General features: G+C 72.7%; 23 protein-coding genes. 15 read left to right on the top strand and 8 right to left on the bottom strand.

The window, feature by feature from the left end; all coding sequences use genetic code 11:
* Positions 1-3: 3 nt before the first annotated feature.
* Positions 4-774 (bottom strand): IclR family transcriptional regulator domain-containing protein, encoded by a 771-nt coding sequence (locus HII36_RS10360; protein ID WP_173522885.1) that lies wholly within the window; start codon positions 772-774, stop codon positions 4-6.
* Between the two features lie 98 nt (positions 775-872).
* On the opposite strand from HII36_RS10360, the gene HII36_RS10355 reads away from it, so the two are divergent.
* Genes HII36_RS10355 through HII36_RS10330 form a run of 6 tightly spaced genes read left to right on the top strand, consistent with a single transcriptional unit; the run spans position 873 to position 7,236 of the window.
* Positions 873-1,811: an ABC transporter substrate-binding protein gene (locus HII36_RS10355; protein WP_217369364.1), complete on the top strand. Its 939-nt coding sequence runs from the start codon at positions 873-875 to the stop codon at positions 1,809-1,811.
* Complete coding sequence (locus HII36_RS10350; RefSeq protein WP_328807673.1) at positions 1,808-2,599, top strand: ABC transporter permease; 792 nt, start codon at positions 1,808-1,810, stop codon at positions 2,597-2,599. Before HII36_RS10355 ends, HII36_RS10350 begins: the two co-directional genes overlap by 4 nt.
* Complete coding sequence (locus tag HII36_RS10345; RefSeq protein WP_173522884.1) at positions 2,596-3,381, top strand: ABC transporter permease; 786 nt, start codon at positions 2,596-2,598, stop codon at positions 3,379-3,381. The genes HII36_RS10350 and HII36_RS10345 overlap by 4 nt, the downstream gene beginning before the upstream one ends.
* Positions 3,374-4,144: an ABC transporter ATP-binding protein gene (locus tag HII36_RS10340; protein ID WP_173522883.1), complete on the top strand. Its 771-nt coding sequence runs from the start codon at positions 3,374-3,376 to the stop codon at positions 4,142-4,144. The genes HII36_RS10345 and HII36_RS10340 overlap by 8 nt, the downstream gene beginning before the upstream one ends.
* A complete protein-coding gene (locus HII36_RS10335) occupies positions 4,141-5,754 on the top strand; it encodes a thiamine pyrophosphate-dependent enzyme (RefSeq protein ID WP_173522882.1) in 1,614 nt (537 codons plus the stop codon). The genes HII36_RS10340 and HII36_RS10335 overlap by 4 nt, the downstream gene beginning before the upstream one ends.
* Positions 5,755-5,775: 21 nt before the next feature.
* Entirely contained in the window at positions 5,776-7,236 is a 1,461-nt protein-coding gene (locus HII36_RS10330) for a benzaldehyde dehydrogenase (RefSeq protein WP_173522881.1), read from the top strand.
* Here the strand turns inward: HII36_RS10330 and HII36_RS10325 are convergent.
* The 4 genes from HII36_RS10325 to HII36_RS10310 form a co-directional block, all read right to left on the bottom strand.
* Positions 7,224-8,462, bottom strand: coding sequence for an ROK family transcriptional regulator (locus HII36_RS10325; RefSeq protein WP_173522880.1), 1,239 nt, complete (start codon positions 8,460-8,462; stop codon positions 7,224-7,226). The two genes, HII36_RS10330 and HII36_RS10325, sit on opposite strands and share 13 nt — an antisense overlap.
* Before the next feature lie 66 nt (positions 8,463-8,528).
* Positions 8,529-9,995: a glycoside hydrolase family 3 protein gene (locus tag HII36_RS10320; protein ID WP_173522879.1), complete on the bottom strand. Its 1,467-nt coding sequence runs from the start codon at positions 9,993-9,995 to the stop codon at positions 8,529-8,531.
* Positions 9,992-10,927 carry a BadF/BadG/BcrA/BcrD ATPase family protein gene (locus tag HII36_RS10315; RefSeq protein WP_173522878.1) on the bottom strand — a complete coding sequence of 312 codons (936 nt, stop codon included), beginning with the start codon at positions 10,925-10,927 and terminating at the stop codon, positions 9,992-9,994. The genes HII36_RS10320 and HII36_RS10315 overlap by 4 nt, the downstream gene beginning before the upstream one ends.
* Entirely contained in the window at positions 10,924-11,955 is a 1,032-nt protein-coding gene (locus HII36_RS10310; protein ID WP_173522877.1) for an SIS domain-containing protein, read from the bottom strand. The genes HII36_RS10315 and HII36_RS10310 overlap by 4 nt, the downstream gene beginning before the upstream one ends.
* A 64-nt stretch (positions 11,956-12,019) precedes the next feature.
* On the opposite strand from HII36_RS10310, the gene ngcE reads away from it, so the two are divergent.
* The 5 genes from ngcE (at position 12,020) to HII36_RS55610 (ending at position 16,208) form a co-directional block, all read left to right on the top strand.
* Positions 12,020-13,408 carry an N-acetylglucosamine/diacetylchitobiose ABC transporter substrate-binding protein gene (gene ngcE, locus HII36_RS10305; protein ID WP_173522876.1) on the top strand — a complete coding sequence of 463 codons (1,389 nt, stop codon included), beginning with the start codon at positions 12,020-12,022 and terminating at the stop codon, positions 13,406-13,408.
* 14 nt (positions 13,409-13,422) lie between these two features.
* Complete coding sequence (locus tag HII36_RS10300; protein WP_173522875.1) at positions 13,423-14,334, top strand: carbohydrate ABC transporter permease; 912 nt, start codon at positions 13,423-13,425, stop codon at positions 14,332-14,334.
* Positions 14,334-15,239: a carbohydrate ABC transporter permease gene (locus HII36_RS10295; RefSeq protein WP_173522874.1), complete on the top strand. Its 906-nt coding sequence runs from the start codon at positions 14,334-14,336 to the stop codon at positions 15,237-15,239. The genes HII36_RS10300 and HII36_RS10295 overlap by 1 nt, the downstream gene beginning before the upstream one ends.
* 131 nt (positions 15,240-15,370) lie before the next feature.
* Positions 15,371-15,649, top strand: coding sequence for a hypothetical protein (locus tag HII36_RS55615; protein ID WP_217369363.1), 279 nt, complete (start codon positions 15,371-15,373; stop codon positions 15,647-15,649).
* 136 nt (positions 15,650-15,785) lie between these two features.
* On the top strand, positions 15,786-16,208 hold the full coding sequence (locus HII36_RS55610) for an alpha/beta hydrolase (protein ID WP_217369362.1): 423 nt from the start codon (positions 15,786-15,788) through the stop codon (positions 16,206-16,208).
* Between the two features lie 3 nt (positions 16,209-16,211).
* Here HII36_RS55610 and HII36_RS10285 read toward each other — a convergent pair whose 3' ends face one another.
* From HII36_RS10285 to HII36_RS10275, 3 genes are read right to left on the bottom strand one after another with little or no spacing between them, the layout of a single operon-like run.
* A complete protein-coding gene (locus HII36_RS10285) occupies positions 16,212-17,159 on the bottom strand; it encodes an N-acetylglucosamine kinase (protein WP_328807672.1) in 948 nt (315 codons plus the stop codon).
* A gap of 5 nt (positions 17,160-17,164) precedes the next feature.
* Complete coding sequence (locus tag HII36_RS10280) at positions 17,165-18,058, bottom strand: N-acetylmuramic acid 6-phosphate etherase (RefSeq protein WP_173522872.1); 894 nt, start codon at positions 18,056-18,058, stop codon at positions 17,165-17,167.
* Positions 18,055-20,172 (bottom strand): alpha-N-acetylglucosaminidase, encoded by a 2,118-nt coding sequence (locus tag HII36_RS10275; protein ID WP_236003361.1) that lies wholly within the window; start codon positions 20,170-20,172, stop codon positions 18,055-18,057. Before HII36_RS10275 ends, HII36_RS10280 begins: the two co-directional genes overlap by 4 nt.
* Positions 20,173-20,293: 121 nt before the next feature.
* Here HII36_RS10275 and HII36_RS10270 point away from each other — a divergent pair, with 121 nt between their 5' ends.
* Genes HII36_RS10270 through HII36_RS10255 form a run of 4 tightly spaced genes read left to right on the top strand, consistent with a single transcriptional unit; the run spans position 20,294 to position 24,591 of the window.
* Complete coding sequence (locus HII36_RS10270; protein ID WP_173522870.1) at positions 20,294-21,559, top strand: ROK family transcriptional regulator; 1,266 nt, start codon at positions 20,294-20,296, stop codon at positions 21,557-21,559.
* 50 nt (positions 21,560-21,609) lie between these two features.
* Positions 21,610-22,914 (top strand): ABC transporter substrate-binding protein, encoded by a 1,305-nt coding sequence (locus HII36_RS10265; RefSeq protein WP_173522869.1) that lies wholly within the window; start codon positions 21,610-21,612, stop codon positions 22,912-22,914.
* Complete coding sequence (locus HII36_RS10260) at positions 22,904-23,785, top strand: carbohydrate ABC transporter permease (protein WP_173522868.1); 882 nt, start codon at positions 22,904-22,906, stop codon at positions 23,783-23,785. The genes HII36_RS10265 and HII36_RS10260 overlap by 11 nt, the downstream gene beginning before the upstream one ends.
* Before the next feature lie 2 nt (positions 23,786-23,787).
* Positions 23,788-24,591, top strand: coding sequence for a carbohydrate ABC transporter permease (locus HII36_RS10255; RefSeq protein WP_173522867.1), 804 nt, complete (start codon positions 23,788-23,790; stop codon positions 24,589-24,591).
* The last annotated feature ends 700 nt before the right edge of the window (positions 24,592-25,291 follow it).

The following is a 25,291-nucleotide window of genomic DNA, read 5'->3' as shown; positions in this document are numbered from 1 at the left end:
CGATCAGGCGCGGGCCACCGACAGGGCCGCCAGGTCGGCTTCGATCCTGGCGGCCGTGGCCAGCAGCGGCGGCAGCAGGTCGCGCCTGACCTGCTGCAGGCTGGTCCTGCTGGCATGCGTGGAGACGTTCACCGCGGCGACCGTGCGTCCCGACCGGTCGCGGACGGGGGCCGCGATCGAGCGCAGCCCCTCCTCCAGCTCCTGGTCCACCATGGCCCAGCCCTGGGCGCGCACCCGGGCCACCTCGGCCCGCAGCGCGGCGGGCAGCACGATGGTCCTGGAGGTGAGCCTGCGCGGCTCGGCCCGTTCCAGGTAGTCGTCGAACTCCCCGGCGGACAGCGCGGCCAGCAGCACCCGGCCCATCGAGGTGCAGTAGGCGGGGAACCGGGTGCCGATGCTGATCGAGACGCGCATGATGCGGGCGGTGGCGACGCGGGCCACGTAGACGACGTCCGCGCCGTCGAGCACCGCGACCGAGGCCGACTCACGCACCTCGGCGGCCAGCCGTTCCAGGTGCGGGTCGGCCACCTCGGGCAGCGACAGGCTGGACAGGTAGGCGTAGCCGAGCTCCAGCACCCGCGGCGTGAGCGCGAACAGCCGGCCGTCGCTGCGCACGTAGCCGAGGTCGGCCAGCGTGAGCAGGAACCGCCGGGCCGCCGCCCTGGTCAGGCCGGTGATGCGGGCGACCTGGCTGAGCGTGAGCTCGGGCTCGGCGGCGCTGAACGCCCGGATCACGGCGAGGCCCCGGGCCAGCGACTGGACGTGATCAACCATGGAGATCCCTTGACATAGGCCACCAGAGGCGTAGTTTCCGCCATACGGGGCTGTTCGTCCAGAGAATATCTGTGCGCATCGCGAACAAATTGGAGTGGATGATGCGTCGCACTCTCGTGATCACCGCCGCGCTCCTGCTCGTCGCCGCCTGCGGGTCCGGGCAGCAAGGACAAGGGCAGGCGGGCAAGGACAAGGTGAACGCCGGCGTGATCGCGATCGTCGACACCGCTCCGATCCACCTGGGCAAGGCCAAGGGCTTCTTCGCCGAGCAGGGCATCGACCTGACGATCACCCCCGTGGCGGGCGGCGCGGCCAGCATCTCCGGCGCGGTCAGCGGGCAGTTCCAGTTCGCCTTCGCCAACACCACCTCACTGCTGACCGCCAAGCAGCAGGGGCTCGACGTGAAGGTGGTCTCCAACGGCGTCTCCTCGACCGGGCAGCAGGGCAAGGACTTCAGCGCGGTGCTGGTGAAACCGGACAGCCCGATCAAGACGGCCAAGGACCTGGCGGGCAGGAAGATCTCGGTCAACCAGCTCAAGAACATCGGCGACACCACCGTGCGCGCCTCGGTACGCAACGCCGGCGGCGATCCGACCCGCATCGACTTCGTCGAACTGCCCTTCCCCGACGCGCCCGCCGCCCTGCAGAACGGCCGGGTCGACGCGATCTGGGTGGTCGAGCCGTTCGTCAGCCAGGCGATCAGCCAGGGGGCGCGCCCGGTGGCCTGGAACTTCGCCGACGCCGCGCCCGACCTGACCGTGGCCATGTACTTCACCACCGGCAAGACCGACGAGGGCCTGACCAAGCGGTTCACCGCCGCCATGCGCAAGTCGCTGGAGTACGCCGACACGCATCCCGACGAGGTCAGGGAGATTCTCAAGACGTACACGAAGATCGCGCCCGAGGTGATCGCGAAGATCAACCTGCCCAAGTGGCCGGCCGCGGTGAACAAGGCCTCCGTGCAGACCGTGGCCGACCTGGCGCTGGCCGACGGGGTGCTGAAGGAGAAGATCGACGTCTCGGCGCTGGTGCCGTGAGACCACGGCGGCCGATCGCGCCCGGACGGGTGCTGTACGGGCTGGGCGGCCTGGCCGGGCTGCTGGCGGTGCTCGAAGTGGTGCCGCGTGCCGGGCTGGTGGACGAGCGGTTCCTGCCGCCCGCCTCGGCCGTGCTCGGCCGCCTCGCCGCCGACCTGGGCACGGCCGACCTGTGGATCGCGCTCGGCGAGACCATGCTCGGCTGGGCCGTGGGGCTGGCGCTGGCGTTCTGCCTGGCCGTGGTGGCCGGGGTGATCATCGGGATCGTCCCCGGGCTGCGCGCGGCCACGCGCTCCACGATCGAGTTCCTGCGGCCCATCCCGTCGGTGGCGCTGGTGCCGCTGGCCACGCTGCTGTACGGGCCGTCGATCGGCTCGACGCTGCTGCTGGTGGTCTACGCCGCGTTCTGGCAGGTGCTCATCCAGGTCCTGTACGGCGTGGCCGCCGTGGACGCGGTGGCCGACGACACCGCCCGGGCCTACGGGCTGTCCGCCTGGTCACGGGTACGGCACCTGGTGTGGCCGAGCGCGCTGCCGTACGTGATGACCGGGCTGCGGCTGGCGGCCGCGGTGGCGTTCATCCTGGCGGTCACGGCCGAGCTGGTGATCGGCAGCCCGGGGATCGGCGCGGAGATCCAGGTGGCGCAGAACAGCGGGTCCATCGACGCCGTCTACGCGCTGGTCGTACTGGCCGGGGTGGTGGGCATCGTGGTGAACGCGGCCGTGCGGCTGCTGGAGCGGCGGGTGCTGGCCTGGCATCCGGCGGTGCGCTCCGAGGCGGCGAGATGAGGGTGACCCGCGGAAGGCCGCGCCTGTCGTGGCGGGCCGTGCTCGCCGCCGCCGGGCTGCCCGTGCTGCTGGTGCTGCTGTGGTGGCTGGTCGGCGGCCTGTCGTTCTACCTGCCCGGGCCCGACCGGGTGGCGCGGGCGTTCGCCGGCACCTGGTTCTCCCGGCGGCTGCTCGACGACGTGCTGCCGAGCCTGCTGCGGCTGCTGGCCGGGTACGCGGTGGCCGGGCTGGTCGGCGTCGGGCTCGGGGTGCCGATCGGGTTGTCACCGCGGCTGCGGGCGACGCTGGAGCCGGTGCTGGAGTTCTTCCGCGCGATACCGCCGCCGGTGCTGGTTCCGTTGATCATGCTGCTGGCGGGCATCGACACGCCGATGAAGGTGCTGGTCATCGTGTCGGGCTGCGTGTGGCCGATCCTGCTCAACACCGTCGAGGGCGTGCGCGCGCTGGACGAGGTGCTGTCCGACACCTGCCGCATGTACGGCGTGCGCGGAGCGTCCAGGCTGCGCAGGTTCGTGTTGCGCGGGGCCAGCCCGCAGATCATGGCCGGGCTGCGGCAGGCGCTGTCGATCGGGATCATCCTCATGGTCATCAGCGAGATGTTCGCCAGCTCCAGCGGGCTCGGGTTCACGATCGTGCTGTTCCAGCGGCAGTTCGAGATCGCCGAGATGTGGAGCGGCATCCTGCTGCTCGGGCTGCTCGGCCTGGGGTTGTCGCTGCTCTTCCGCCGCGTCGAGCGGCGGGTCCTGTCCTGGTATCACGGCAGTGGAGCCGCCCGTGCTTGAGATCTCCGCGCTGGGCAAGGTGTACGAGAGCCCGGGCCGCCGCGTCGAGGCCCTGCGCTCGCTCACGTTCGACGTCGGCGCGGGCGAGCTGGTGTGCGTGGTGGGGCCGTCCGGGTGCGGCAAGACCACGCTGCTGCGGTGCGTGGCCGGGCTGCTGCCGGCCAGTGGCGGCCAGGTGCGGCTGGCCGGCGAGCCGGTCACCGGGCCGCCGCCGCGCATGGCGGTGGTCTTCCAGGAGTACGGCAGGAGCCTGTTCCCGTGGATGACCGTGCGGCAGAACGTGGAGCTGCCGCTGAAGGAGAAGCGTGAGCCGGCGGCGCGCCGGGCGCGGCTGGTGACGGAGTCGCTGGCCGCGGTCGGGCTGGCCGAGGCCGCCGACGCCCATCCGTGGCAGTTGTCCGGCGGCATGCAGCAGCGGGTGGCGATCGCCCGCGCCATCGCCTACGAGCCGCAGGTGCTGCTCATGGACGAGCCGTTCGCCGCCGTCGACGCCCAGACCAGGGCCGACCTGGAGGACCTGATCCTGCGGCTCTGGCGGGAGCTGAACGTGACCACGCTGTTCGTCACCCACGACATCGACGAGGCCGTCTACCTGGGGCAACGGGTGATCGTGTTGTCGTCGTCCCCGACCGTGGTGATGAAGGACCTCACCATCGACCTGCCGGGCGAGCGCGACCAGCTCACCACGCGGTCGCTGCCGGCCTTCGGCGAGCTGCGCGGGCAGATCTACCGGCTCATCCAGCAGGCCAGGGAGGCGCGGTGACCACGGTCAGGGACGCGACGTTCGAGGTGCTGCGGCGCACCGGGCTGACCACGATCTTCTGCAACCCGGGCTCGACCGAGATCCCGCTGCTCGTCGGGCTGCCCGACGACCTGCGGTTCGTGCTGGCCCTGCACGAGGGTTCCGTGGTGGGGATGGCCACCGGGTGGGCGATCGGGCGGGGCGCGCCCGCGCTGGCCGTCCTGCACACCACGGCCGGGCTGGGCAACGCGGTCGGCGCCATCGCCACCGCCCGGGTGAACCGGGTGCCCCTGGTGGTACTGGCCGGGCAGCAGGACCGGCGGCACCTGGCGCTGGAGCCGTTCCTGGCCGGGCGGCTCGACGGGCTGGCCGGCGACTACCCGGTCCGGGTGGACCTGCCGGTGCGGGCCCAGGACGTGCCGGGCGCGGTGGCCCGCGCCTGCCACGAGGCACGCACGTCACGCGGCCCGGCACTGGTGGTGGTCCCCATGGACGACTGGGCCGCGCCCTTCGACGGCGAGACCCCGGCCGCGCCCGCCCGGCTGGTACGGCCCGCCGCCGTCACCGACGACGACCTCGCCCCGCTGGCGGACCTGCTGGCCGGCGCCCGGTCGCCGGTGATCGTGGCCGGGGCCGGGGTGGTCGGCTGCGCGGCGGCGGCGTCAGGCAGCTGGGCACCGCTGGTGTCGCTGGCCGAACGGCTCGGGTGCCCGGTGTGGCAGGAGTCGTTCGGCGCGCTGGCCGGGTTCCCGCAGGACCACCCCCAGTACGTGGGCGAGCTCCCGGCCGACCGGCCCGGGCTGCGGACGGCGCTGGCCGGGCACGACGTGGTGCTCGCGGTGGGCGCGCCGGTGTTCCGGCAGTATTCGTACCTGCCCGGGCCGCTGGTGGCGCCCGGCACCGAGATCGCGCTGATCACCGACGACCCGGCCGAGGCGCATCGCAGCCCCGCCGGGCTGGCCCTGCTCGCGCCGCCGATGGCGGTCTGCGCCCGCCTGGCCGCGCTGGTGCCGCCGCGCCCGCGAGGGCCCGGTCGCGCTGGTGCCCCGGACCCGCCCGCGCCGCCCGGGCCAGGGGAACCGTTGCGTCCCGCCCACGTGCTGCACGAGCTGGCGTTGCGGCTGCCGTCCGACGTGGTGCTGGTCGAGGAGACGCCGTCCTCGCGGCCCGACCTGAACCGGCTCGTCCCGGCGCGCAGCCCGCTGGGCTTCCTGTCCGCGGCGATGGGCGGGCTCGGGTTCGCCGTGCCCGCCGCGGTCGGGCTGCGCATGGCGCTGGCCGGGCGTCCCGTGGTGGCGGTCGTCGGCGACGGCTCCACCCTGTACGGCCTGCACGCGCTCTGGAGCGCCGCCCACTACCGCGTGGGCGCGCTGTTCGTGGTGCTGGCCAACGGCAGGTACGCCGTCATGGACCGGCTGGCCGACCGGCACGGCGGCAAGGCCCCGTGGCCGCCGTTCACCGAGGTGGACGTGGGCGCGCTGGCCAGATCCCTGGGCTGCCCCGGCCGGCGGGTGAGCGGGCACGAGGAGCTGACGTCCGTGCTGGACGAGGTCGTGCCCACGCTCGCCACCCGCACCGAGCCGCTGCTGCTCGACGTCACCGTGACCGCGGACCCCGACCTCCATTCCTGACCCCCCTGAGGAGAGACCCCCATGACGTTCCTCGACCCCAAGATCTGGGCCGGCTCGGTCTTCGACGGCTCCTGGACGACCCCGCGGGCCGGCGACGCGCCCGTCGTCGAACCGGCCACCGGCCACGAGCTGGGCCGGGCCGGCACCGCGGGCGCCGAGGACGTGGCCGGCGCCGCCGCCGTGGCCAGGCGTGCGCAGCGGGCGTGGGCCGCGACGTCGTACGAGGAGCGGGCGGCCGTGCTGCGCCGGGCCGGGCGGCTGTTCGAGGAGCACGCCCAGGAGATCCAGGACTGGATCGTGCGCGAGGCCGGATCCGTGCCGGGCAAGGCCGGTTTCGAGACGCACGTCGCCGCGCAGGAGTGCTACGAGGCGGCGGCGCTGGCCTCGCAGCCGCTCGGCGAGGTGCTGCCCACGGCGCGCAAGCGGCTCAGCTTCGCCCGTCGGGTGCCGGTGGGCGTGGTCGGCGTGATCGCGCCGTTCAACTTCCCGCTCATCCTGGGCATCAGGTCGGTCGCGCCGGCGCTGGCGCTGGGCAACGCGGTGGTGTTCAAGCCCGACCAGCGCACCGCCGTGTGCGGCGGGTTCGCCATCGCGCGCGTCTTCGAGGCGGCCGGGCTGCCCGAAGGCCTGCTGCACGTGCTGCCCGGCGGCGCCGAGGCCGGTCAGGCGCTGGTGGCCGACCCGAACGTCCCGGTCATCTCGTTCACCGGCTCCACCGCGGCCGGCCGCCGGGTCGGCGAGGCGGCGGCCCGGCTGCTCAAGCGGGTGCACCTGGAGCTGGGCGGCAACTCGGCGCTGATCGTGCTGGACGACGCCGACCTCGAACCCGCCGTGTCCTGCGGGGCGTGGGCGTCGTTCTTCCACCAGGGCCAGATCTGCATGACCTCGGGCCGGCACCTGGTGCACGAGGCGGTGGCCAGCGAGTACGTGGCACGCCTGGCGGCCAAGGCCGACCACCTGCCGGTCGGCGACCCGGCCACCGGGCAGGTCGCGCTCGGCCCGCTCATCGACGCCGACCAGCGCGACCGGGTGCACCGGCTGGTGACCGACTCGGTGGCGGCGGGCGCCCGGCTGGCCGCCGGCGGGACGTACGAGGAGCTGTTCTACCGACCCACCGTGCTGGCCGACGTGCCCGTCGCGGCGCCGGCGTACGCGCAGGAGGTGTTCGGGCCTGTCGCGCCCGTGACGACCTTCTCGTCGCTGGAGGAGGCCGCGTCGCTGGCCGCCGACTCCGAGTACGGGCTGTCGCTGGGCATCCTGACCAGGGACGTCATGAAGGGCCTGACCCTGGCCGACCTGGTGCCGACCGGGATCGTGCACATCAACGACCAGACGGTGGACGACGAGGCGGTCGCCCCGTTCGGCGGCGTGGCCGCGTCGGGCACGGGCACCCGGTTCGGCGGGGCCAAGGCGAACATCGAGGCGTTCACCGAGACGCAGTGGGTCACCATGCAGGGCGACGTGGCGACCTACCCGTTCTGACCCGGTTCGGCGGGGTTGAGGCGGTCGATGGCGGGGCCGGCGTGCGGGGCGTATTCGCCGAGCAGCTCGGTGTGCGCCTGTTCGAGGCTGAGTATGGCCGCGCCGAGCACGGTGGCCAGCGCCCCGATGACGCTCCCGGACACCGCCACGAACTCGTGCAACGGCCGGGCCGCGGCCTGGATCGCCGCGACGACCTCGGGGACGTCGCCGATCTCCCCGCCGATCACCACGAGGTCGGGATCGATGACGGCCGCCAGGGCGACGCAGGCCCTGGCGACGTCCAGCACGTACGCGTCGAGCACGGCCTTGGCCTCGGCGGACCCGGCCGCGATGCCGGCCAGGATCGCCCGAACCGCCTCGCCGGCCGTGACGCCGGAAACGTCGGGGGCGTGCGAGCGGTAGGAGTCGACCAGCCTGGAGATCGCCAGGCGGTCCTCCATAGCGTGGCGCGAGACCTGCTCGGCGCCGTCGGCCCAGGGGAACGGCAACCGCGACAGCTCGCCCGCCGCGCCGTGCGCGCCCCGGACCAGGCGTCCCTCGTTGATGAGCCCGGCGCCGACGCCGACGCCGAGCTGCAGGTAGGCCAGGCTCGGCACCTCGGCGCCGGCCCCGATCCGCATCTCGGCCACCGCCGAGCAGTTCACGTTGTTCTCCAGCCGCACCGGGCCGTCGTAGTGCGCGGCGAGCGCGTCGAGCAGCACGGCGACCGCGCCCTGTTCCAGGTACGCGTCCGCGGCGCGCACCTGGCGGCGGCCGGCCTGGACGATCTGCGGCACGGCGATCGTCGTCGCCCGCAGCCGGTCCCTGCGCTGGTGTTGCTCGCACCACTCGGCGAGCTGCCCGGCCGCCCGTTCCATGACCTCGGCCGACGGCTCGCGCCGCCGGGTCTCGCCGGGCCCGCCGGGCTCGGCGATCGACACGTGCGTGGCCGCGCCCCCGGCCAGGTCGACGGCCATCAGCTCGACGTGGGAGCTGCCCAGATCGATGCCGAGCGCCCAGCCGACCTCGTCGGCCGCCTCGAACAGCACGGCGGGCTTGCCGGTCGCCGGGACGTGCCTGCCGTTGCGCCGCAGGTAGCCGGCCCCCTCCAGCGCGCTGACAGCGTCGTTGACGCTCGGCTTCGACAGGCCGGTCGCGGTGAGCAGCCGGGGCCGGGTGGTCGATCCGTGGCCGAGCGTGTGGCTCAGGACGTGTCGTTGAGTAGGGGGTAGTTCCGGCGAACGCATGGTGTCATCCAATCGGAGTCACGCCGGACTTGTCAGCGCGGGTCCGGCCGGCGCGCACCGCCGTCGTCACGGGCGGCTCGTCAGCGCGCGGACGGCGGCCGCGGCGCTCGCCCGCGACGCGCCGAAGGTGCGGACCACGCCGGTGGCGTGCGGATACTCGGTGCCCGGGTAACCCATGTCGACGACGACGAGCCGGTCAGCCTTCAGCCGCGCGAACACCTCGGCGCTGGCCGGGTGCAGCGGCAGGTCCCTGACCACCGCCACCACGACGTCCGACGGGCCGGCCTGCGACAGGTCGGGCAGCTCGCCGATCGGCGGGGTGAGCACGTGGTCGGCGAACGTGACGCCGGCCGCGCGCAGCTCGGGTCCGATGCCCCAGGGGACCGGCCCGGCCGCGATGGAGGTCCGGTCGTCGAACGTGACGACGTGGACCCCGGCGCCGGAGATCGACGCCTCGCCTTCCACCCGGGTCGCGCCCCAGGCCGCGGCGAGGCCGGCGGCCCGCTCCGCGCCGGTGTCGGTCGATCCGGGCACGCCGGACACGCCGGGGAAGTCGCGGGCCATCGCGGCGATGCGCCGGTTGGCCTCCTCCAGCCGCTCGATCGGCAGCTCGCCGGAGCGCACCGCGGCCACGATCGCGTCGGCCACTGCCTCGGTCGCCTCCTCGAACTGCACGGCGCCCAGGCACAACGCGTCGACCCCGGCCTTCAGCGCGCCGACCGCGGCGGCGGGCAGCGACGAGGCGTGGTTCAGCACGCCGCGCATCTCCAGCGCGTCGGAGATGACGACGCCGTCGTAGCCCAGCTCGTCACGCAGCAGGCGGCTGATCACGGCCGGGCTCAGCGTCGTGGGCACTTCGGGGTCGAGGCAGTCGACCACCACGTGGGCGGTCATCATGCTGGCCGTCCCGGCCACCACGGCCCTGGCGAAGGTACGCAGGTGCCGCGACTCGAACTCGGCGCGCCCGGCCACGACCCGGCCGAGCGACAGGTGCGAGTCGAGCAGCGAACCGCCGAGCCCCGGGTAGTGCTTCAGGCACGCGGCCACGCCCGACTGCTGCAGCCCCTCGATCCAGGCGGCGGCGTGCTCGGCGTTGTCGCCCGGGGTGCGGCCGTAGGAGCGGGTGGTGAGCGGGCTGAGCGGATCGGTCACGTAGTCGCCGATCGGCGCCAGGTTGTAGTTGATGCCGAGGTCGCGCAGCTCGGCGCCGATGCCGCGGCCGACCGCGCGGGTGGCGTCCAGGTCGCCGTTCTCGCTCAGCACCCGGTTGCCCGGGTAGGGGCTGCCCTCGTCGTGGTGGATCCTGGTGACGTCGCCGCCTTCCTCGTCGATGCCGACGACGGCGTCCTGGCGTACCTCGCGGATCTGCCCGACCAGCGCGGCCACCTGCTCGGGCGAGACGATGTTGCGGCCGAACAGGATGACGCCGCCCAGCCCTTCGCGCAGCCGGTCGAGCAGCCAGGCGGGGGCGGTGGTCCCCTCGAACGCGGGCAGCACGGTGCCCAGGGCGAGGCGGCGCAGGTGCGAGGTCATACGAGGTGCTCCTCATCGTTCGGCAGTGCCAGGTGGGCGAGCCGGACGGCTCCGTGGACCGGCTCGGTGTCGAGGACGGACAGCGGCAGCGTGACGCCGTGGTCGCGCAGCCCCTCGGCGAACGCGGCCTGGAACAGCGGCTGGTTGACCAGGACCGCGCCGGCGCCGACGACGGCGTCGGCCAGGACGCCGTGGCCCAGCGCCGCCGCGACGCTGCCGGCCAGCCGCCGGGCGTTGTCACCGATCGCCCGACCGGCGCTGGGCGAGCCGGCCAGCGCGCACGCGAAGACGCCCGGCGCGTGGTCGCCCAGCGCCTCGCGCGCGCCTTCCAGCGCGGCGGGCAGTGCCCGATCCTCGGTGAGTGCGAACGCGTCCGCGACGAAGGCGCGGAACACCGGGTCGCTCCCGCCCCGGTCCACGCTCGCCGCGTAGTGCCGCAGCGCGTCGATGACGATGCGCGGCGCGCTGCCGTGGTCGCCGAGCAGCCAGCCCCAGCCGTCGGTGAGCACGGTCGCGCCGTCACCGGTCCGCCCGGCGACGACGGCGCCGGTTCCGGCGATCACCGACAGGGCGTGCTCCCATCCGCCGGCCAGCCCGACGAGCAGCGCGTCGTTGCAGACCCTGACGATCACGCGCGGGTCGAGCTCGGCCGACACGGCGGACTCCAGCTCGCGGGTCAGCGCGTCGGAGTCGCAACCGCGCGCCCCCACGCCCACGGCGGCCAGTTCGTGGCCGGCGGGCGTGAGCTCGTCCAGGACGGTGCGGATCAGCCGGGCGCGGCCGGCCGCCCGCAGGTCGTTCCAGTCGGCGTTGGGCCTGGTCGCGTTGACGACTTCGGCGCCGGTTTCCGCGTCCTCGATGCGGACGCGCAGGTACGAGCCGCCGATGTCGAGGCCGGCGACGCCGCGGCGCGGCGGCTGGACCAGGCTCACGCGGCGGTCTCCACCTTCGTGTCGATGCGGGTGAACACCGAGTCCTCGGGACGGCGGCCGGTGGCCGCGCACGCCTCCTGGACGATCATCTGGCAGATCACGCTGGCGGCGATGGACAGCTCGGCGTCCGTCATCGCGGGCAGCAGGATCTGGTGCAGCGGGCCGGTGCCGGCGTAGGGGATCGGCTCGGTGCCGATGACGTGCACGGTGGCGCCGTGGTCGGCGAGCTGCCTGGCCAGCAGCGCCTCGTCGCCCCGGTCGACGATCAGGTGCACGCTGCCCGGCTTGGCGCTGTCCATGAATCCGTGCAGGTAGGAGCGGGTGTCGTAGCTCGCGGCCGGCACCACGGCGCCTTCGCGGAACAGCAGGGCGGCGCCTTCCGCGGCGGCCAGCCCGGCGCGCGAGGAGACCACGTCGATGTGGCCGGCGCGCAGCAGGTCGGCCGCGATGACGGCGGCGGCCTCGCGGCGCCGCTCGATCACGGTGGCGACCAGCTCGCCGAACGCCTGCCAGCGCGCCAGGTCCGCGCCGCCGGTGAGGTGCTCGGCCAGCATGGCCAGGGCCAGCGCCGTGGCGGTGTAGCCGACGGTCGACACCCGGGAGTCGGCGACGCCGCCCAGCGTGAGCGGGTCCGGCGTCAGCTCGGCCACCGGCGAGGGCACCCGGTTGACCACGCTCATGCGTGATTCCGGGGGAACCTGCGACAGCGCACGCACGATCTCGACGCTCCGCCCCGACTGGGAGATCCCCAGGTAGGTCGTGCCCGGCCGGGCCTGGGCGGCGGTGAAATCGGCCCCGGTCTGCAGCTCGCACGGGATCCCGTGGGCGGTCAGGTGCGCCACCAGCACGTGGGCCGCGGCGTGGCTGGCCCCGATCGCGAACACGACCAGCCGGGACATGCCGTGGTGACGGTCGAGCTGCGCCGGCAGCGCCGCCACGAGGTCCGCCAGCGCCCCGGGCTGGCTGCCGAACGCCTGATCAAAGGAGTTCCACGGAAAAGCCGGTGCATCGCCTGTTGCTGTAGCCATATTAGTAAGGTAGCTTACCTTACTCAGGATCGCAAAAGTGTGGTTCCTGTGGAGGTGTACCCAAATGACCCGTTCGTCCCAGTCGCGCCCGACCCGCCGTTCGGTCCTGGCGTTCATGACCATGGCCCCCGTCGCCGGCGCGCTGGCCGCCTGCGCCACCCCGGGCGGCGGCCGTCCGTCCCCCGCCGCCGCCCCGACCGGCCGCGCCGTCGCGGGCAACCCCTTCGGCGTCGCGTCCGACGCGCCCGTCGAGATCGTCGTCTTCGACGGCGGCTACGGCCAGACCTACATCAAGCTGCCCATCGAGCTGTACCGGGGCAAGCACGCCAAGGCGGAGATCAAGCAGTCGGCGACCCAGCAGATCCAGCAGACCCTGCAGCCGCGTTTCGTCGCCAAGAACCCGCCGGACGTGGTGAACAACTCCGGCTCCAACGCCATCGACTACGGCGCGCTCGTCGGCGACAAGGCGCTCCTGCCGCTGGCGCCCCTGCTGCAGGCGCCGTCCTGGAACGATCCCGCGCGCACCGTGGGCGACACCCTGCGCCCAGGAGTGGTCGAGGTGGGCACGCACGGCGGCGAGTTCCTGGTGCTCAACATCTCCTACGGCGCGTACGGCGCCTGGCACAGCTCCTCGCTGTTCGCGGAGAAGGGCTGGACCTACCCGCAGACCTGGGAGGCCTACCTCGACCTGTGCGAGAAGATGGCCACCGCGGGCGTCACCCCCTGGGTCTATCCCGGCCAGTTCCCGTACTACATGTTCTGGTGGCTCGCTTCGATGATCTACAAGGTGGCCGGCAAGGAGGTCATCGACAAGATCAACAACATGGAGAAGGACGCCTGGACCGACGACCGGGCCGTCGCCGCGCTGAAGGCGTTCGAGGCGATCCCGGCCAACGGCTGGGTGCTCAAGGGCAGCTCCGGGCTGAACCACACCGACGCCCAGCTGCAGTTCCTCCAGGGCAAGGCCGGATTCGTGCCCGGCGGGTCGTGGCTGGAGAAGGAGATGGGCGACAGCGTCCCGGCCGGCTTCGACATGTCGATCTGCCGGGTGCCGTCGATCACCGACGCCGACGACCGGCCGTTCGGCGCCCTGTGCGCCAAGGCGGGCGAGCCGTACGTGCTGCCCCGCGACGCCGCCAACACCGCCGGCGGCCTGGAGTTCCTGCGCGCGCTGGTCTCCGACGAGAGCGCCGCGAACTTCATCGCCCAGGCCGGCGCGCTGTCGTCGAACCGCAACGCCAAGCTGCCCGCCGACGCCAAGCACGGCCTCGTGTCGATCAACAAGGCGCTGGCCGAGGCCGGCGACCACATCTTCGGTCTCACCCTCGACACCCGCAACAGCCGGCTGTGGAACGACATCGCCAAGGTGATGGGCCGGTTCATGAACGGCGACGTCAAGGCCGACCAGCTCGCCACGGAAGCGCAGCGCCTGACCGACGCGGCCAGGAAGTAGAGGCGGGCGGGTCCATGCGCAACCGGCACCAGGGCCGACTCGCCCTCGGCTTCCTCGCCGCGCCGCTCGTCCTCTACACGGTGTTCGTGGCCTCGCCGTACGTCCAGGCGTTCTACATCGCGATCACCGACTGGCGCGGCCTGTCCGCCGAGTTCAACGTCATCGGCCTGGCCAACTTCACCGAGCTGTTCGGCGACCCGGTGTTCTGGCGGGCGCTCGGCAACAACCTGCTCCTCCTGGTGACCCTGCCGCTGATCACCATCGGGCTGGCGCTCTTCCTGGCCTTCATGCTCAACGCGGCCGGCGGCCCGCGCGGCGGCGAGAGCCGCGGGGTGCGGGGGGCGGCCTTCTACCGGGTCGTGTTCTTCTTCCCGTACGTGTTGTCGATCGCGATCATCGGCGTGCTCTGGATGAACATCTACAACCCGATCAACGGGCTGCTCAACGGCGCGCTGAAAGCCGTCGGCCTGGACGGGGTCCAGCCGTCGTGGCTGGGTGACGAGAGCCTGGCCTTCTGGGCGGTGCTCGCCGTGCTCGTCTGGAACGGCGTCGGCTTCTACGTCGTGCTCTTCACCGCCGGCATCAAGGCGATCCCCGCGTCGCTGCTGGAGGCGGCGGTGCTCGACGGCGCGTCCAGAAGCCAGGTCTTCTTCCGCGTCACGATCCCGCTGATCTGGGAGAACGTCCGGACGGCCGCCGTGTACCTGGGGATCGCGGCACTCGACGCGTTCGCCGTCGTGCAGATCATGACCGGCGGCGGGCCGAACGACTCCACCCAGGTCGGCTCCTTCTACCTCTACCAGAACGCGTTCTCCTACGGCCGCTTCGGCTACGCCTCCGCCATGGGCGTCGTGCTCTTCGTCGTCACCCTGGCGCTGTCCGCGTTCACGCTGCGCGCGACCCGCAGAGAGAGGATCGAGCTGTGATGGCCACCGCCACGCGCGACCTGGTACGCAAGGCCCCGGCCGAGACCCGTCCGGCCGGGGCGCGGTCCGGGCGGCGCGGATCGTCCGGCCCGACGATCGCGGTCGCCCAGGCGCTGCTCATCCTGTGGGCCGTCGTGTCGACCCTGCCGCTGATCTGGGCCGTCGTCAGCTCGTTCAAGAGCGACCCGGAGATCGTGGCCGACCCGTGGGCGCTGCCGCGGGCGCTGCGCTGGGAGAACTTCGTCCGCGCCTGGGACTCGGCGTCGATCGGCACCTACTTCGGCAACACCGTGGTCGTGGTCGGCGGCGGCGTGACGCTGACGCTCCTGCTGTCGGCCATGGGCGCCTACGCGTTCGCCCGCTTCGAGTTCCGCGCCAAGGGGGTGCTGTACTACTTCTTCGTCGCGGGCATGACCTTCCCCGTCTTCATGGCGCTCGTCCCGTTGTTCTTCGTGGTGCAGAACCTGGGGCTGGGCAACTCGCTGCCCGGGCTCATCCTCGTCTACACCGCGTACTCGCTGCCGTTCTCCATGTTCTTCCTGGTCGCCTTCTTCCGTACGCTGCCCGCGGAGGTCGGCGAGGCCGCCAGGCTCGACGGCTGCGGCGAGGTGGCGACGTTCTTCAGGGTGATGCTCCCGATGGCCAGGCCCGGGCTCATCAGCGTCGGCATCTTCAACTTCATCGGCCAGTGGAACCAGTACCTGATCCCGCTCGTCCTGGTCAGCGACGACGACCAGTTCGTACTCTCGCAGGGCCTGGCCAACCTCGCGGTGGAGCAGGGTTACGCCGGTGACCGGTCGGGGCTGTTCGCCGGGCTCACCATCGCGATGGCGCCGATCCTGATCGTCTACGTCGTCCTGCAGCGGCGTATTCAGGCGGGCATGACGGCGGGCGCGCTCAAGTAGGCCCTCTCGGGGCGCGGGACGCTTCCTGGCTCGGGTGCGACTTTGGTGGCAGGGCCTGCGCCCAAGTCGCACATGAAGGCCGCTCGTTCGGCCGATGCGCGGGCGCGGGCCGGGTCGGGAGCATGAGTGGCATGCCAATCAAGATCATCGGCGTGGCGGGCGGCCTGGTCGCAAGCCTGCTCGCCCCGCTCACCGCGTCCGCCACCCCTGGCCATGGTGTGGGCTCCGGCGCGGCGCCTTCGCTGCCGCGGCCCACCGGCGCGCACCCCGTGGGGACGGTCACCCTGCACCTCGTGGACCACAGCCGCCCCGACCCATGGGTGCCGGCCGAGAAGACGAGACAGCTCATGCTCTCAGGCTGCCGCTGGTCGTGCTGTCACCGGGATTCACCTTCTCCCGCGCGACCCTGACCAGCCTGGCCGAGGAACTGGCCAGCCGCGGCTACGTGGTGGCCGGCATCGACCACGTGCACGAGTCGTACGGCACCAGCCTCCCCGGCGGCCGGCCTGGAAGGACGCGCGCCTCATCGACCGCGACCGCATCGGCATGGCCGGCCACTCGCTCGGTGGCGCCACCACCACCTGGACGATGTCCCAGGACCCGCGCGTCCGCGCCGCCGTCAACATGGACGGCACCTTCTTCGTCCCCGTCCCCGAGCAGGGCCTGGAACGGCCGTTCATGCTGATGGGCGCGGGCGAGGTGCACGAGCCCGGCGGCCCGGACTTCACCTGGCCCCGCGACTGGTCCAGGATGCCGGGCTGGAAGCGGTGGCTCACGCTGGACGGCGGCGACCACGACTCCTTCACCGACTTCCCCCTGTGGACCAGGGGATCGGCCAGGGAGGTGGAGGTCACGCGGGCCTACGTGGCCGCGTTCATGGACCGCCACCTGCGCGGACGCCCCCGCCCCCTGCTGGACGGCACCTCCCCGGCCTTCCCCGAAGTGAAGTTCTGGAACCCGGGCACCTGACCGTCACAGGACGGCCGGCCCGCTGAAGACGTACAGGTAGGGGTGGCGCGGGCGGATCTCCCCCGCGACGGCGGCTCTGGCCAGGGCCAGCGCGCCGTCGGCCGAGGTGCCGTGCGGCGGCACGAACCTCGCGCCCGGCGCCAGCGCCCGCACGGCGTCCTGGAACTCGGCCATCAGCAGGTCCGAGGCTTCGAACAGGCGGCCGCCCCAGGAGAAGACCGGGTCGAGCCCCTTCGCGGCGGCCACGGCGGTGTGGGCGAGCTGCCGGCCGGCCTCCGCCCAGATCTGCCTGGCGACCGGGTCTCCGGCGCGGGCGGCGTCACCGACGGCCGGCGCGAACGACGCCAGCTGGTGGGCTGCCACGCCCGGCTCGTACATGAGCGCCACCAGGTCGAAGGGGTCGCCGAAGCGGGCGGTCATGCGTTCCAGCAGGGCCGCCGAGCCGCCGACCCGGCCGTCGTGGGCGCGCAGGGCGGCGTGCAGGCCCTGCGCGCCGACCCAGGCGCCGCCACCGTGGTCGCCGAGCAGGTGGCCCCAGCCGTCGGACTGGTTCCAAACGCCGGCCAGGTCGGTGCCCAGCGCGATGACACCCGTTCCCGCGGCGACCACGGCTCCCGGACGGAAGCCGAGCGCGCCGACGTGCGTCGTGACCAGGTCGCCCGCCACGACCAGCGTGTCCAGCCCGAGAGGCGCCCGCAGGGCCCGCCACAACCGCTCCGGGTCGTCCACCAGCCCGGGCAGCCCGGTCAGGCCGACCGCCATGGCCGTGAGCGGGTGCTCCGGTTCCGCGGTCGCGCGCTCGACCACCGCGATGATCCGGGCGGCCAGCCGGTCGAGGTCGACGCGGCCGTTCACCCGCGGTACCGGCGCCGCCTCCTCGCCGTACCGTCGCGTTCCGTCGCGCTCGATGCGCACCCTGATACCGCCGCCGCCGACGTCCACGCCGGCCACGGCGGTCAAGTGTGCCCGCCCAGCGCGGCGACGGCCGCCCGCACGCCCTGGTGCCTGCGTAGCGCGTCCTTCGCCTGCTCGGCCGTGCCTCCGGTGAGCAGCCGCACCAGCGCCTCGGGGATGCGCCCGGCCGACTCGGCCAGGATCGCGCGGCAGACGTCCGCGTCCTCGCCGGTCGCCTCGACGAGCAGGCTCACAGCCCGTTCGCCGAGCTTGGCGTTGGTGGCCACCAGCCCGACCATGAGGTTCCCGTACGTACGCCCCGCCTTGATCATGAGTGCGGTGGAGAACGCGTTGAGCAAGACCTTGGTGGCCGTGCCGGCCTTCAGCCGGGTGGAGCCGGTGAGAGCCTCCGGCCCGGTGTCCGCGACGACGTGGATATCGGCCAGCTCGCGCAGCGGAGCGTCCGGGTTGCAGGTGACCAGCACGGTGAGCGCGCCGGCGGCCCGTGCCGCGCGGAGTGCGCCCGCCACGTACCTGGTGGACCCTGACGCGGTGATCCCGATCGCGACGCTGGTCGCGTCGAGCGCCCCGGCGTCGGCGGCGCCCAGCGCGTCGGCGTCCTCGCGGTCGATGGCGGGATCGGTGAGCGCGGCGGGCCCGCCGGCGAAGTGCGCGGTGAACAGGTCCATCCCGAACGTCGGCCTGATCTCGGTGGCGTCGAGCACGGCGAGCCGGCCCGACGCGCCCGCGCCGAAGTAGTGCACGTGGCCGCCCTCGGCGATCCTGGCGTGCGCCGCGTCCACGGCCCGCGCGAGCTGGTCACCGGCCGCCGCCGCGGCCTGGACCCCGGCCGCGTCCTCGGCCAGCAGGAGTCGCAGGACGTCCGAGGATTCCAGGGTGTCGATGTCGGTGGTGCGCGGGTTCCTGCGCTCGGTCGGTGGTGCGGTGGGGGTCATCGTGCTCCTCGTCGATCGGCTCCGGTCTCCAGCGAGCCGGCGTAGGTGGTGAACAGCCTGCGTGACTCGGCGGCCAGGTCGCCGGGGACGACCGGGGCCGCGCCGTCGCGCAGGAAGCGTTCGGCGTGCTCGTCCAGCCGCGCCCGCAGCTCGGACTCGGCGGAGCCGGGCCGCCCGGCCAGCGCGTCATCGAGGCCGTCGGCCCAGGTCCGCCAGCGGTCGCGGTAGTAGCCGCCGACGAGCCCGGCCCAGTGGCGGCCGGCGTAGTCGTCCAGCGACGGGCCGCCCCAGACGGTGATGATGCGGCGGGCGTTGTCCAGCAGGACGGCCCGGTCCTCGGGGCCGGTCGCCCAGGTCAGCGCCTTGGCCTCCCAGTGCTGGAAGGTGTACTCGGGCCGGCAGGCCAGCATGCGGTCCAGGTCGTCGAACACGCGCAGGAATCGGTCGAGGTGGGGGCGGCTGGCCGCGCCGAGACGCACGGACTCCGCCACCGCCTCCAGGTGGCGGCGGTCGGCCACCCTGGCCAGGTAGGCGATGCCGGCCTCGGCGAGGTCGTGCCCGAGCGGCCCGGCGGCCAGTTCGGGGTCACGCTCGGCGACGTCGATCAGGCGTTCCCAGGCGCGTTCGAGCACGGCGGGCCGGTACCAGAGGGTCCTGGCCACGTCGGCGCGCAGGTCGTCGAGGCCGCCGTCGATCGCCGCGTAGGTGGGCGCGGCGGTGATGACGCCGTTGAACTGCTCGGGGAAGATCCGCACGCCCCTTGCGTCGTAGACGCTGTCCAGCAGGCCGTGCCAGGCCGCGCGCAGCTCGCTCTCGTGCCGGCCGCCGTAGCGCTGGGTGACGAACGCGTCGATCCAGGCGCCGAGGTCGGGCACCGGCCGCCACAACTGGTCGGACACCAGCTCGAAGAAGACCGGGTTGTTCCTGGTCGCCTCCATGGACAGGCCGAGCCCCGCGGGCGGATTCGCGCCGGCCAGTGCGGCCTCGACGGCCGCCGGCAGCCCGGGCAGGTCCGCGACAGGGTCGGTACGCCCGCCGAAGTTGAGCAGCGCGCACCAGAGCCACTGCTTGCCGGGGAAGGCGTCGAACCGCTCCCACTGCGGGTCGTGCTCCGCCCACAGGTCGGCCACCAGCAGCCGGTCGTCGGGTATCGCACCGAGGAACGCGTCGACCCGCTCCCCGGTCCAGAATTCCCGCTGGTAGGAGAACGGCCACGCCTGCATGAGCCACACCGCGTCCGGGTCGGCGGCACGCAGCCCGGCCAGGGTGGCCGCCGCCACGGCGCCGGGGAAGGCCGGGTCGGCGTCGACCGGGATCATCTCGATGAACGGGTCGGCGGCGTAGTGGTGGTCGGTGCCGTACAGCTCGATCTGCGCCCGGGTGATCTCGGCGCCGAGGCGCGCGTACAGGGGGTCGGCCGGGTCGAGCACCCACGTCTCGAACCCCTGCCAGTCGCGGCGGCTCGCCCGCGCTCCGGCAGCGACTTCGCGTGGGACGTGCCCGGTGAAGGCGGGCAGCACGGGCGTCATGCCGAAGGCGCGCTCGCGTTCGACGATGCGGGCGCCGAGCGCGCGGCGGCGGTCGAGCCACGATGCGGGCAGCGGCCCGGCGAAGCCGTCCAGGCAGCCCATGAACTGGAACGGCAGGTAGCCCGGCCCGCCCAGGAAGTCGCGTATCGCCGTGTCGGACAGGCCGAGCCTGGAGTAGGCGGCGTGCAACGTGGCCTCGTGGCCGGTGACGGCCAGCGGCATGGTGATGCCGTGCAGGGCCATCCAGTCGATCTCGCGTTCCCAGTCGGCCCAGTCCCAGTAGGGCGTGGTGTAGCTGAAGGTGCAGAAGTTGAGGTAGTAGCCCTCACGGACGCGGGCCGAGCCGGAGGTGGGCGGGCTGTCGGGCAGTGATTCCAGCGCCAGCGGCAACACGGTGTCCCAGCCCACCGACAGCCCGCAACGCTCGCGCAGGTAGTGGTGGAGCCCGACGGACGCGCTCACGCCGTCGGTCGCGGCGATGGTCAGCGTGCCGCCACCGGCCTCGTACGTGTAGCGGCGCTCCGGGCCGTCGAGGGCGGCGAACCCGATGGGCAGGGCCGCCTCGCCCAAGACCCGGTGGGCCAACCCGCGGACGGTGTCTACCCACAACGGTTGAGACATCCCAGGTCACAGCCCTTTCCAAATTAATTCCGTACGGCACATAATTATTATGCTAGCGTCCCGGTCACACGCCAGAGGGAGGGTCATGGAGCAGTTGGTCGCAGCCGGCACCCATTTCATGCGGGAGGTCAACGCCGCCGCCATCCTGGGCCGGTTGCGCGCGGAGCCGAGCATGAGCGTCTCCGCGCTCGCCAAGGCGGTCGGCCTGTCCAGGCAGGCGGTCAGCCGCGCGCTCAACGCGCTTGCCGAGGAGGGCCTGGTCGAGTTCGGTTCGCTCGACCGCGACTCCAGCCGGGCCGGGCGGCCCGCGCAGCTGGTGCGGTTCAGGGCCGAGGCGGGCCAGGTGCTCGGGATCTCCATCAGCCCACAGGACCTGCGGGTGGCGGTGGCCGACCTGGCAGGCACGGTCACCGCGCGGGACGTGGTCAAGCTCGGCGCCCACCCGGACGGCGAGGAGATCGTCGAGACGCTGGTGGCCATGGTCAGGCGCACCGCCGCGGCCACCGACGCGCTCTGGTTCGCCTCCGTCGGCGTGTCGGGCATCGTCGATCCGGCGACCGGGGTGATCAAGCTGATCCCGAGCCTGCCCGGGCTGGCGGGCGACCTCCTCGTCCGCCGGCTGGGCGCGGCCCTGGGCTGCCCGGTCTACCTGGACAACGACGTCAAGCTGGCCACCCAGAGCGAGCGGTGGCGCGGGGCGGAGCAGCGCGAGGACTCCCTGGTGATGCTGCACTGGGGCGAGCGCATCGGCGCCGGCATCGTGCTGAACGGCGAGCTCTACCGGGGCGCCTCCAACGACGCCGGCGACGTGGGCTTCCTCGACGTGTTCGCCGCCGGACAGGCCGAGCACGACCCCGGCGCGTTCGCCGGCGGGCAGGCCGGGCACGACCCCGACGCGTTCGCCGACGGGCAGGCCGAGCACGGCCTCGGCCCGTTCGAGAGCCGGGTGGGCGGGGCCGAGATCGTCCGGCTGGCCAGGTCCTTCGCCGAACGCGACGGCGACGCCGCGCTCGCCGCCACGCTGGCGGCCGGGCTCGACGCGGTGCTCGACGCCGTCGTCGACGGCGTGCCGGCGGCCCTGGAGGCGATCGACGTGGTCGCGGGCCGCTTCGCCAAGGGCGTGGCGGCGATCAGGGCGATCCTCGACCCGCGGCTCGTGGTCATCGGCGGGCCGCTGGCCAGATGCGGCCAGCCGCTGCTCGACGCCATCAACAGGCACCTCGCCGGTCAGCTCCTGGAGCCCCCCGCCCTGGAGATCTCGACACTGCGCGAGGACGCCGTGGTGCAAGGCGCGCTGCGGCATTCGCTGGACGAGGTCGAGCTGACCAGATTCGGACCGGTGCGCAGGTGAGAGAGCCGGCGCGTCAGGTGAGAGCAAGAAACTCGGTAAGGAGAACGGTCATGGGCACGACGACACCCGCTCGGCTTCTCGTGGCGGTCGGCAGCCTCATCGCGCTGACGGCCTGCGCGGGCACCACCGGTTCGACAGGCGGCGCGGAGAGACAGATCGCGGTCTCGACGGACGTCCCCAAGGAACCCGTGACGCTCACCCTCGCCTACACCGACGACCCGCCCACCAAGTCGCTCATCGACGGCTTCACCAAGCTGCACCCGAATGTCACGATCAAGCCCCAGCAGACGCCGTTCAACGACTACATCAAGTCGATCAAGCTGGCGATGTCGTCCGACCAGCCGCCGGACCTCGCCCAGTACAACCCCGGCGCCATGAGCTCCCTGGTGCCGGCCGGGCTCGTGCTCGACCTGGGCCCCTGGGCCAAGGCGTACGGCTGGAACGACCGTTTCCCGCCGGCCAGCCTCAAGGTCCTCACCTCGGACAAGACGGCCAAGCAGTTCGGCACCGGCGCGCTCTACGCCGCGCCCGGCGCGCTGTCCGTGCTCGGCGTGTTCTACAACAAGTCGCTCGTCAAGCAGCCGCCGAAGTCGCTGGCCGACTTCGAGACCGCGATGCGGCAGGCCAAGGACGCCGGTCACACCCCGCTGAGCGTCGGCGCGCTCCAGGTCGGCGGTTTCCAGGTGTGGAACGCGCTGCTCAACGTGCTCGGCGACGTCGAGCAGTACCGCGCGTGGGGCTACGGACAGCCGAACGCGTCGATCAAGACGGACGCCGCGCGCAAGGCCACCGAGACGCTGACCGACTGGGTGGGCAAGGGCTACATCCCGGCCGCCGCGAACGCCACGGCCGACACCGACGCCCAGGCCGACTTCGCCAACGGCAAGAGCGCGTTCCTGATCACCGGCAACTGGGCCGCCGCGGCCCTGGAGAAGAAGCTCGGCGACGACGTCGGCTTCTTCCTCATGCCCTCCGCGACGGGCGAGCCGGCGAAGGTCGCCTCCGGGGCGAGCGTCGCGTACGCCATCTCGGCCAAGACCGAGCACCCGAACGTGGCCGCCGCGTTCCTCGACTACCTGAGCTCTCCCGAGGCGGCCCAGCTGCAGTTCGACACCGGCTTCATGCCCGTCAACACCAAGGTGGACCTGACCGGCGACGGCCTGTCACGGGAGATCGCGACCGCCTTCACGCCGGTGGCGCAGGCCGACGGCATCGTCCCGTTCCCCGACTTCGCCTCCCCCGGCATGATCGACAAGCTGACGCCCGGCGTGCAAGGCCTGATCAGCGGCAAGACGACGACCGACGACTTCCTGAACACACTGCAGCAGGCCTGGGACGCCCACCATGGCTCATGACCTGGCCGGCCGCGGGCGGCGCGCCCGCGGCTGGCTGTACGTCCTGCCCGCGCTGGCCGTCTACCTGGGGTTCGCGATCTGGCCGGCGCTGAGCACGCTGCGGCTGTCGTTCCTCCACTGGGACGGCATCCTGCCCGCGACCTGGGCCGGCCTGGACAACTACGTCAAGATCTTCCAGGACAGCGCGCTGTACGAGGCCGTACTGCACAGCCTGGTGCTGATCGTCTTCTTCTCGGTCATCCCGATCGCCGCCGGGCTGCTCATGACGGCCCTGCTGATGGGCAAGGTCCGCAGGGGGATGACGTTCTTCCGCATCGTCTTCTTCCTGCCCCAGGTGCTGCCGCTGGTCGCCGTCGGCATCACCTGGCGCTGGCTCTACAGCGAGTCCGGCGTCGTCAACCAGTTGCTCGGCCTGGTGGGGCTGGACGGGCTGACCCGGCCCTGGCTGGGCGACTACGACCTGGCCCTGATCGCGCTCGGCCTCATCGGCACCTGGGTGATGAGCGGGTTGTGCATGATGCTCTTCCTGTCCGGCGCGCAGAAGATCGACCCCGCCCTGTACGAGGCGGCCACGCTCGACGGCGCCGGCGCCTACCAGCGTTTCCGCAACGTCACCCTGCCCGGGGTGCGCAAGGAGATCACGATCGCCGGGGTGATCACCACGATCGCCGCGCTGGCCAGCTTCGACCTCGTCTTCGTCACCACGAACGGCGGCCCGGCCGGGCAGACCAACGTGCCCGCCCTGCTGGTCTACCGGCTGGCGTTCAACGAGGGCGACATCGGCGGCGCCAGCGCGCTGGCCGTCGTGCTGACCGCGCTCGTGGTGGTCGTGGTCAGCGCCATCCGCTTCGCCACGAGGGACAGAGGTTGAGCATGCGGATCCGTTACGGCGTACTCACGCTGCTGGCGATCATGGTGCTGCTGCCGTTCGCCGGCATCGTCCTGGCCTCGCTGCACTCCCCCGGCTCGCAGCTCAGCGGCCTGAGCCTGCCCGACCAGTGGTCATGGGAGAACTTCGCGCTGGCCTGGGAACGAGGCAACTTCTCCAACCTCATGCTGTCGAGCGTGCTGATCGCGGTCTGCGTGGTCCCGCTCACGGTGGTGCTGGCCACGCTGGCGGCGTACGGGTTGAGCGTGCTCAAGGTCTGGGGCCACCGGACCCTGTCGGCCGGGTTCGTGCTGGGACTGACGCTGCCGGTGGAACTCGTCGTGGTGGCGCTCTACTTCAACCTGCGCGAGGTCGGCCTCACCGACTCCTACGTGGGCATCGTGCTGGCCGAGGCGGCGCTGTTCCTGCCGTTCGGCGTCTACTGGATGCAGACCCACTTCTCCGGCGTGCCGAACGCACTGGTGGAGGCGGCCCGCATCGACGGCGCCCGCGACCTGGCCGTACTCGTCCGCGTGCTGCTGCCGATCTCCTGGCCGGCGATCACCACGCTGTCCGTGCTGTACTTCATGTGGTCGTGGAACCAGTTCCTGCTGGTGCTGGTCATGATGCAGAACCCGGACCGGCGCACCGCGCCCACGGGGCTGGGATTGTTCGTCGGCCAGTACTCGACGGACATCCCGCTGCTGGCGGCGGCGAGCCTGATCGTGGTGGCGCCGATCGTGCTGGTCTATCTGGCGTTCCAGCGCAGCTTCGTGGAGGGCATCACGCAGGGCGCGGTCAAGGGCTGAACGCCGCCCCCGCCCGGCTTCGCCGCCTGACTCCGTGGCTGCGCGAAAACCGCGCCGCAGCCTGACGTCGCGAGCCATCGGGAGGCGCGGGCCCGATGTACGACGAGACGTTCTCGGTTCTCGGCTCTCGGCGACGGGCGCTCCGACGGTGGCGGGGCCTGAGCCTGGTCGCGCTCGCCGACGAGGCGCGGCGTGCGCCAGGTCGTTCGCCGCACCAGCGCGCAGGCCCTCGACCGGGCGCCGGCCGCGCAGTCCCCACGGCTGGGGGGACTGCGACCATGACCGCCACCGACTCACCGCCTCTGCCCGGGACCACACCGCTGCCCCGGGAGCACTCGCCGCGATCGTGAACCGGCCGACCTGGAAACTCCCGGAACCGGAGGTCGCCGGGTGAGCGGCGTGGGTAACGGGCGATGGTGTCTCTGCGGTATCTCTGCGGTCGTGTCTCCGGCCGTGCCATTCGGTGCCCGCATTCGGGATCCGCCGCGCCGCCATGCTCTCCGGCTGCTTGCTCTCCGGCCTCTCCGCGCTTGTGACCATGCGAAACTCGGACATCACCGCCGTGGAGGCAACCTCCGGCCTCCCCGCTCGCCGGCGGATAGGCCTGCTACGAAGGCCCAGCACGAAATCCGGCTCACCTTTGAAAGCCCAGATTCCGGCAGCCCCTCGACTGATCAGCGGAACCCGGCCGTTCCCCGGG

This window comes from Nonomuraea antri (genome assembly GCF_013283785.1).
In the GTDB taxonomy this organism is placed as follows: domain Bacteria; phylum Actinomycetota; class Actinomycetes; order Streptosporangiales; family Streptosporangiaceae; genus Nonomuraea; species Nonomuraea antri.
Note: the sequence above shows the minus strand (reverse complement) of the source record. Positions and strands in the feature narration are given on the sequence as shown.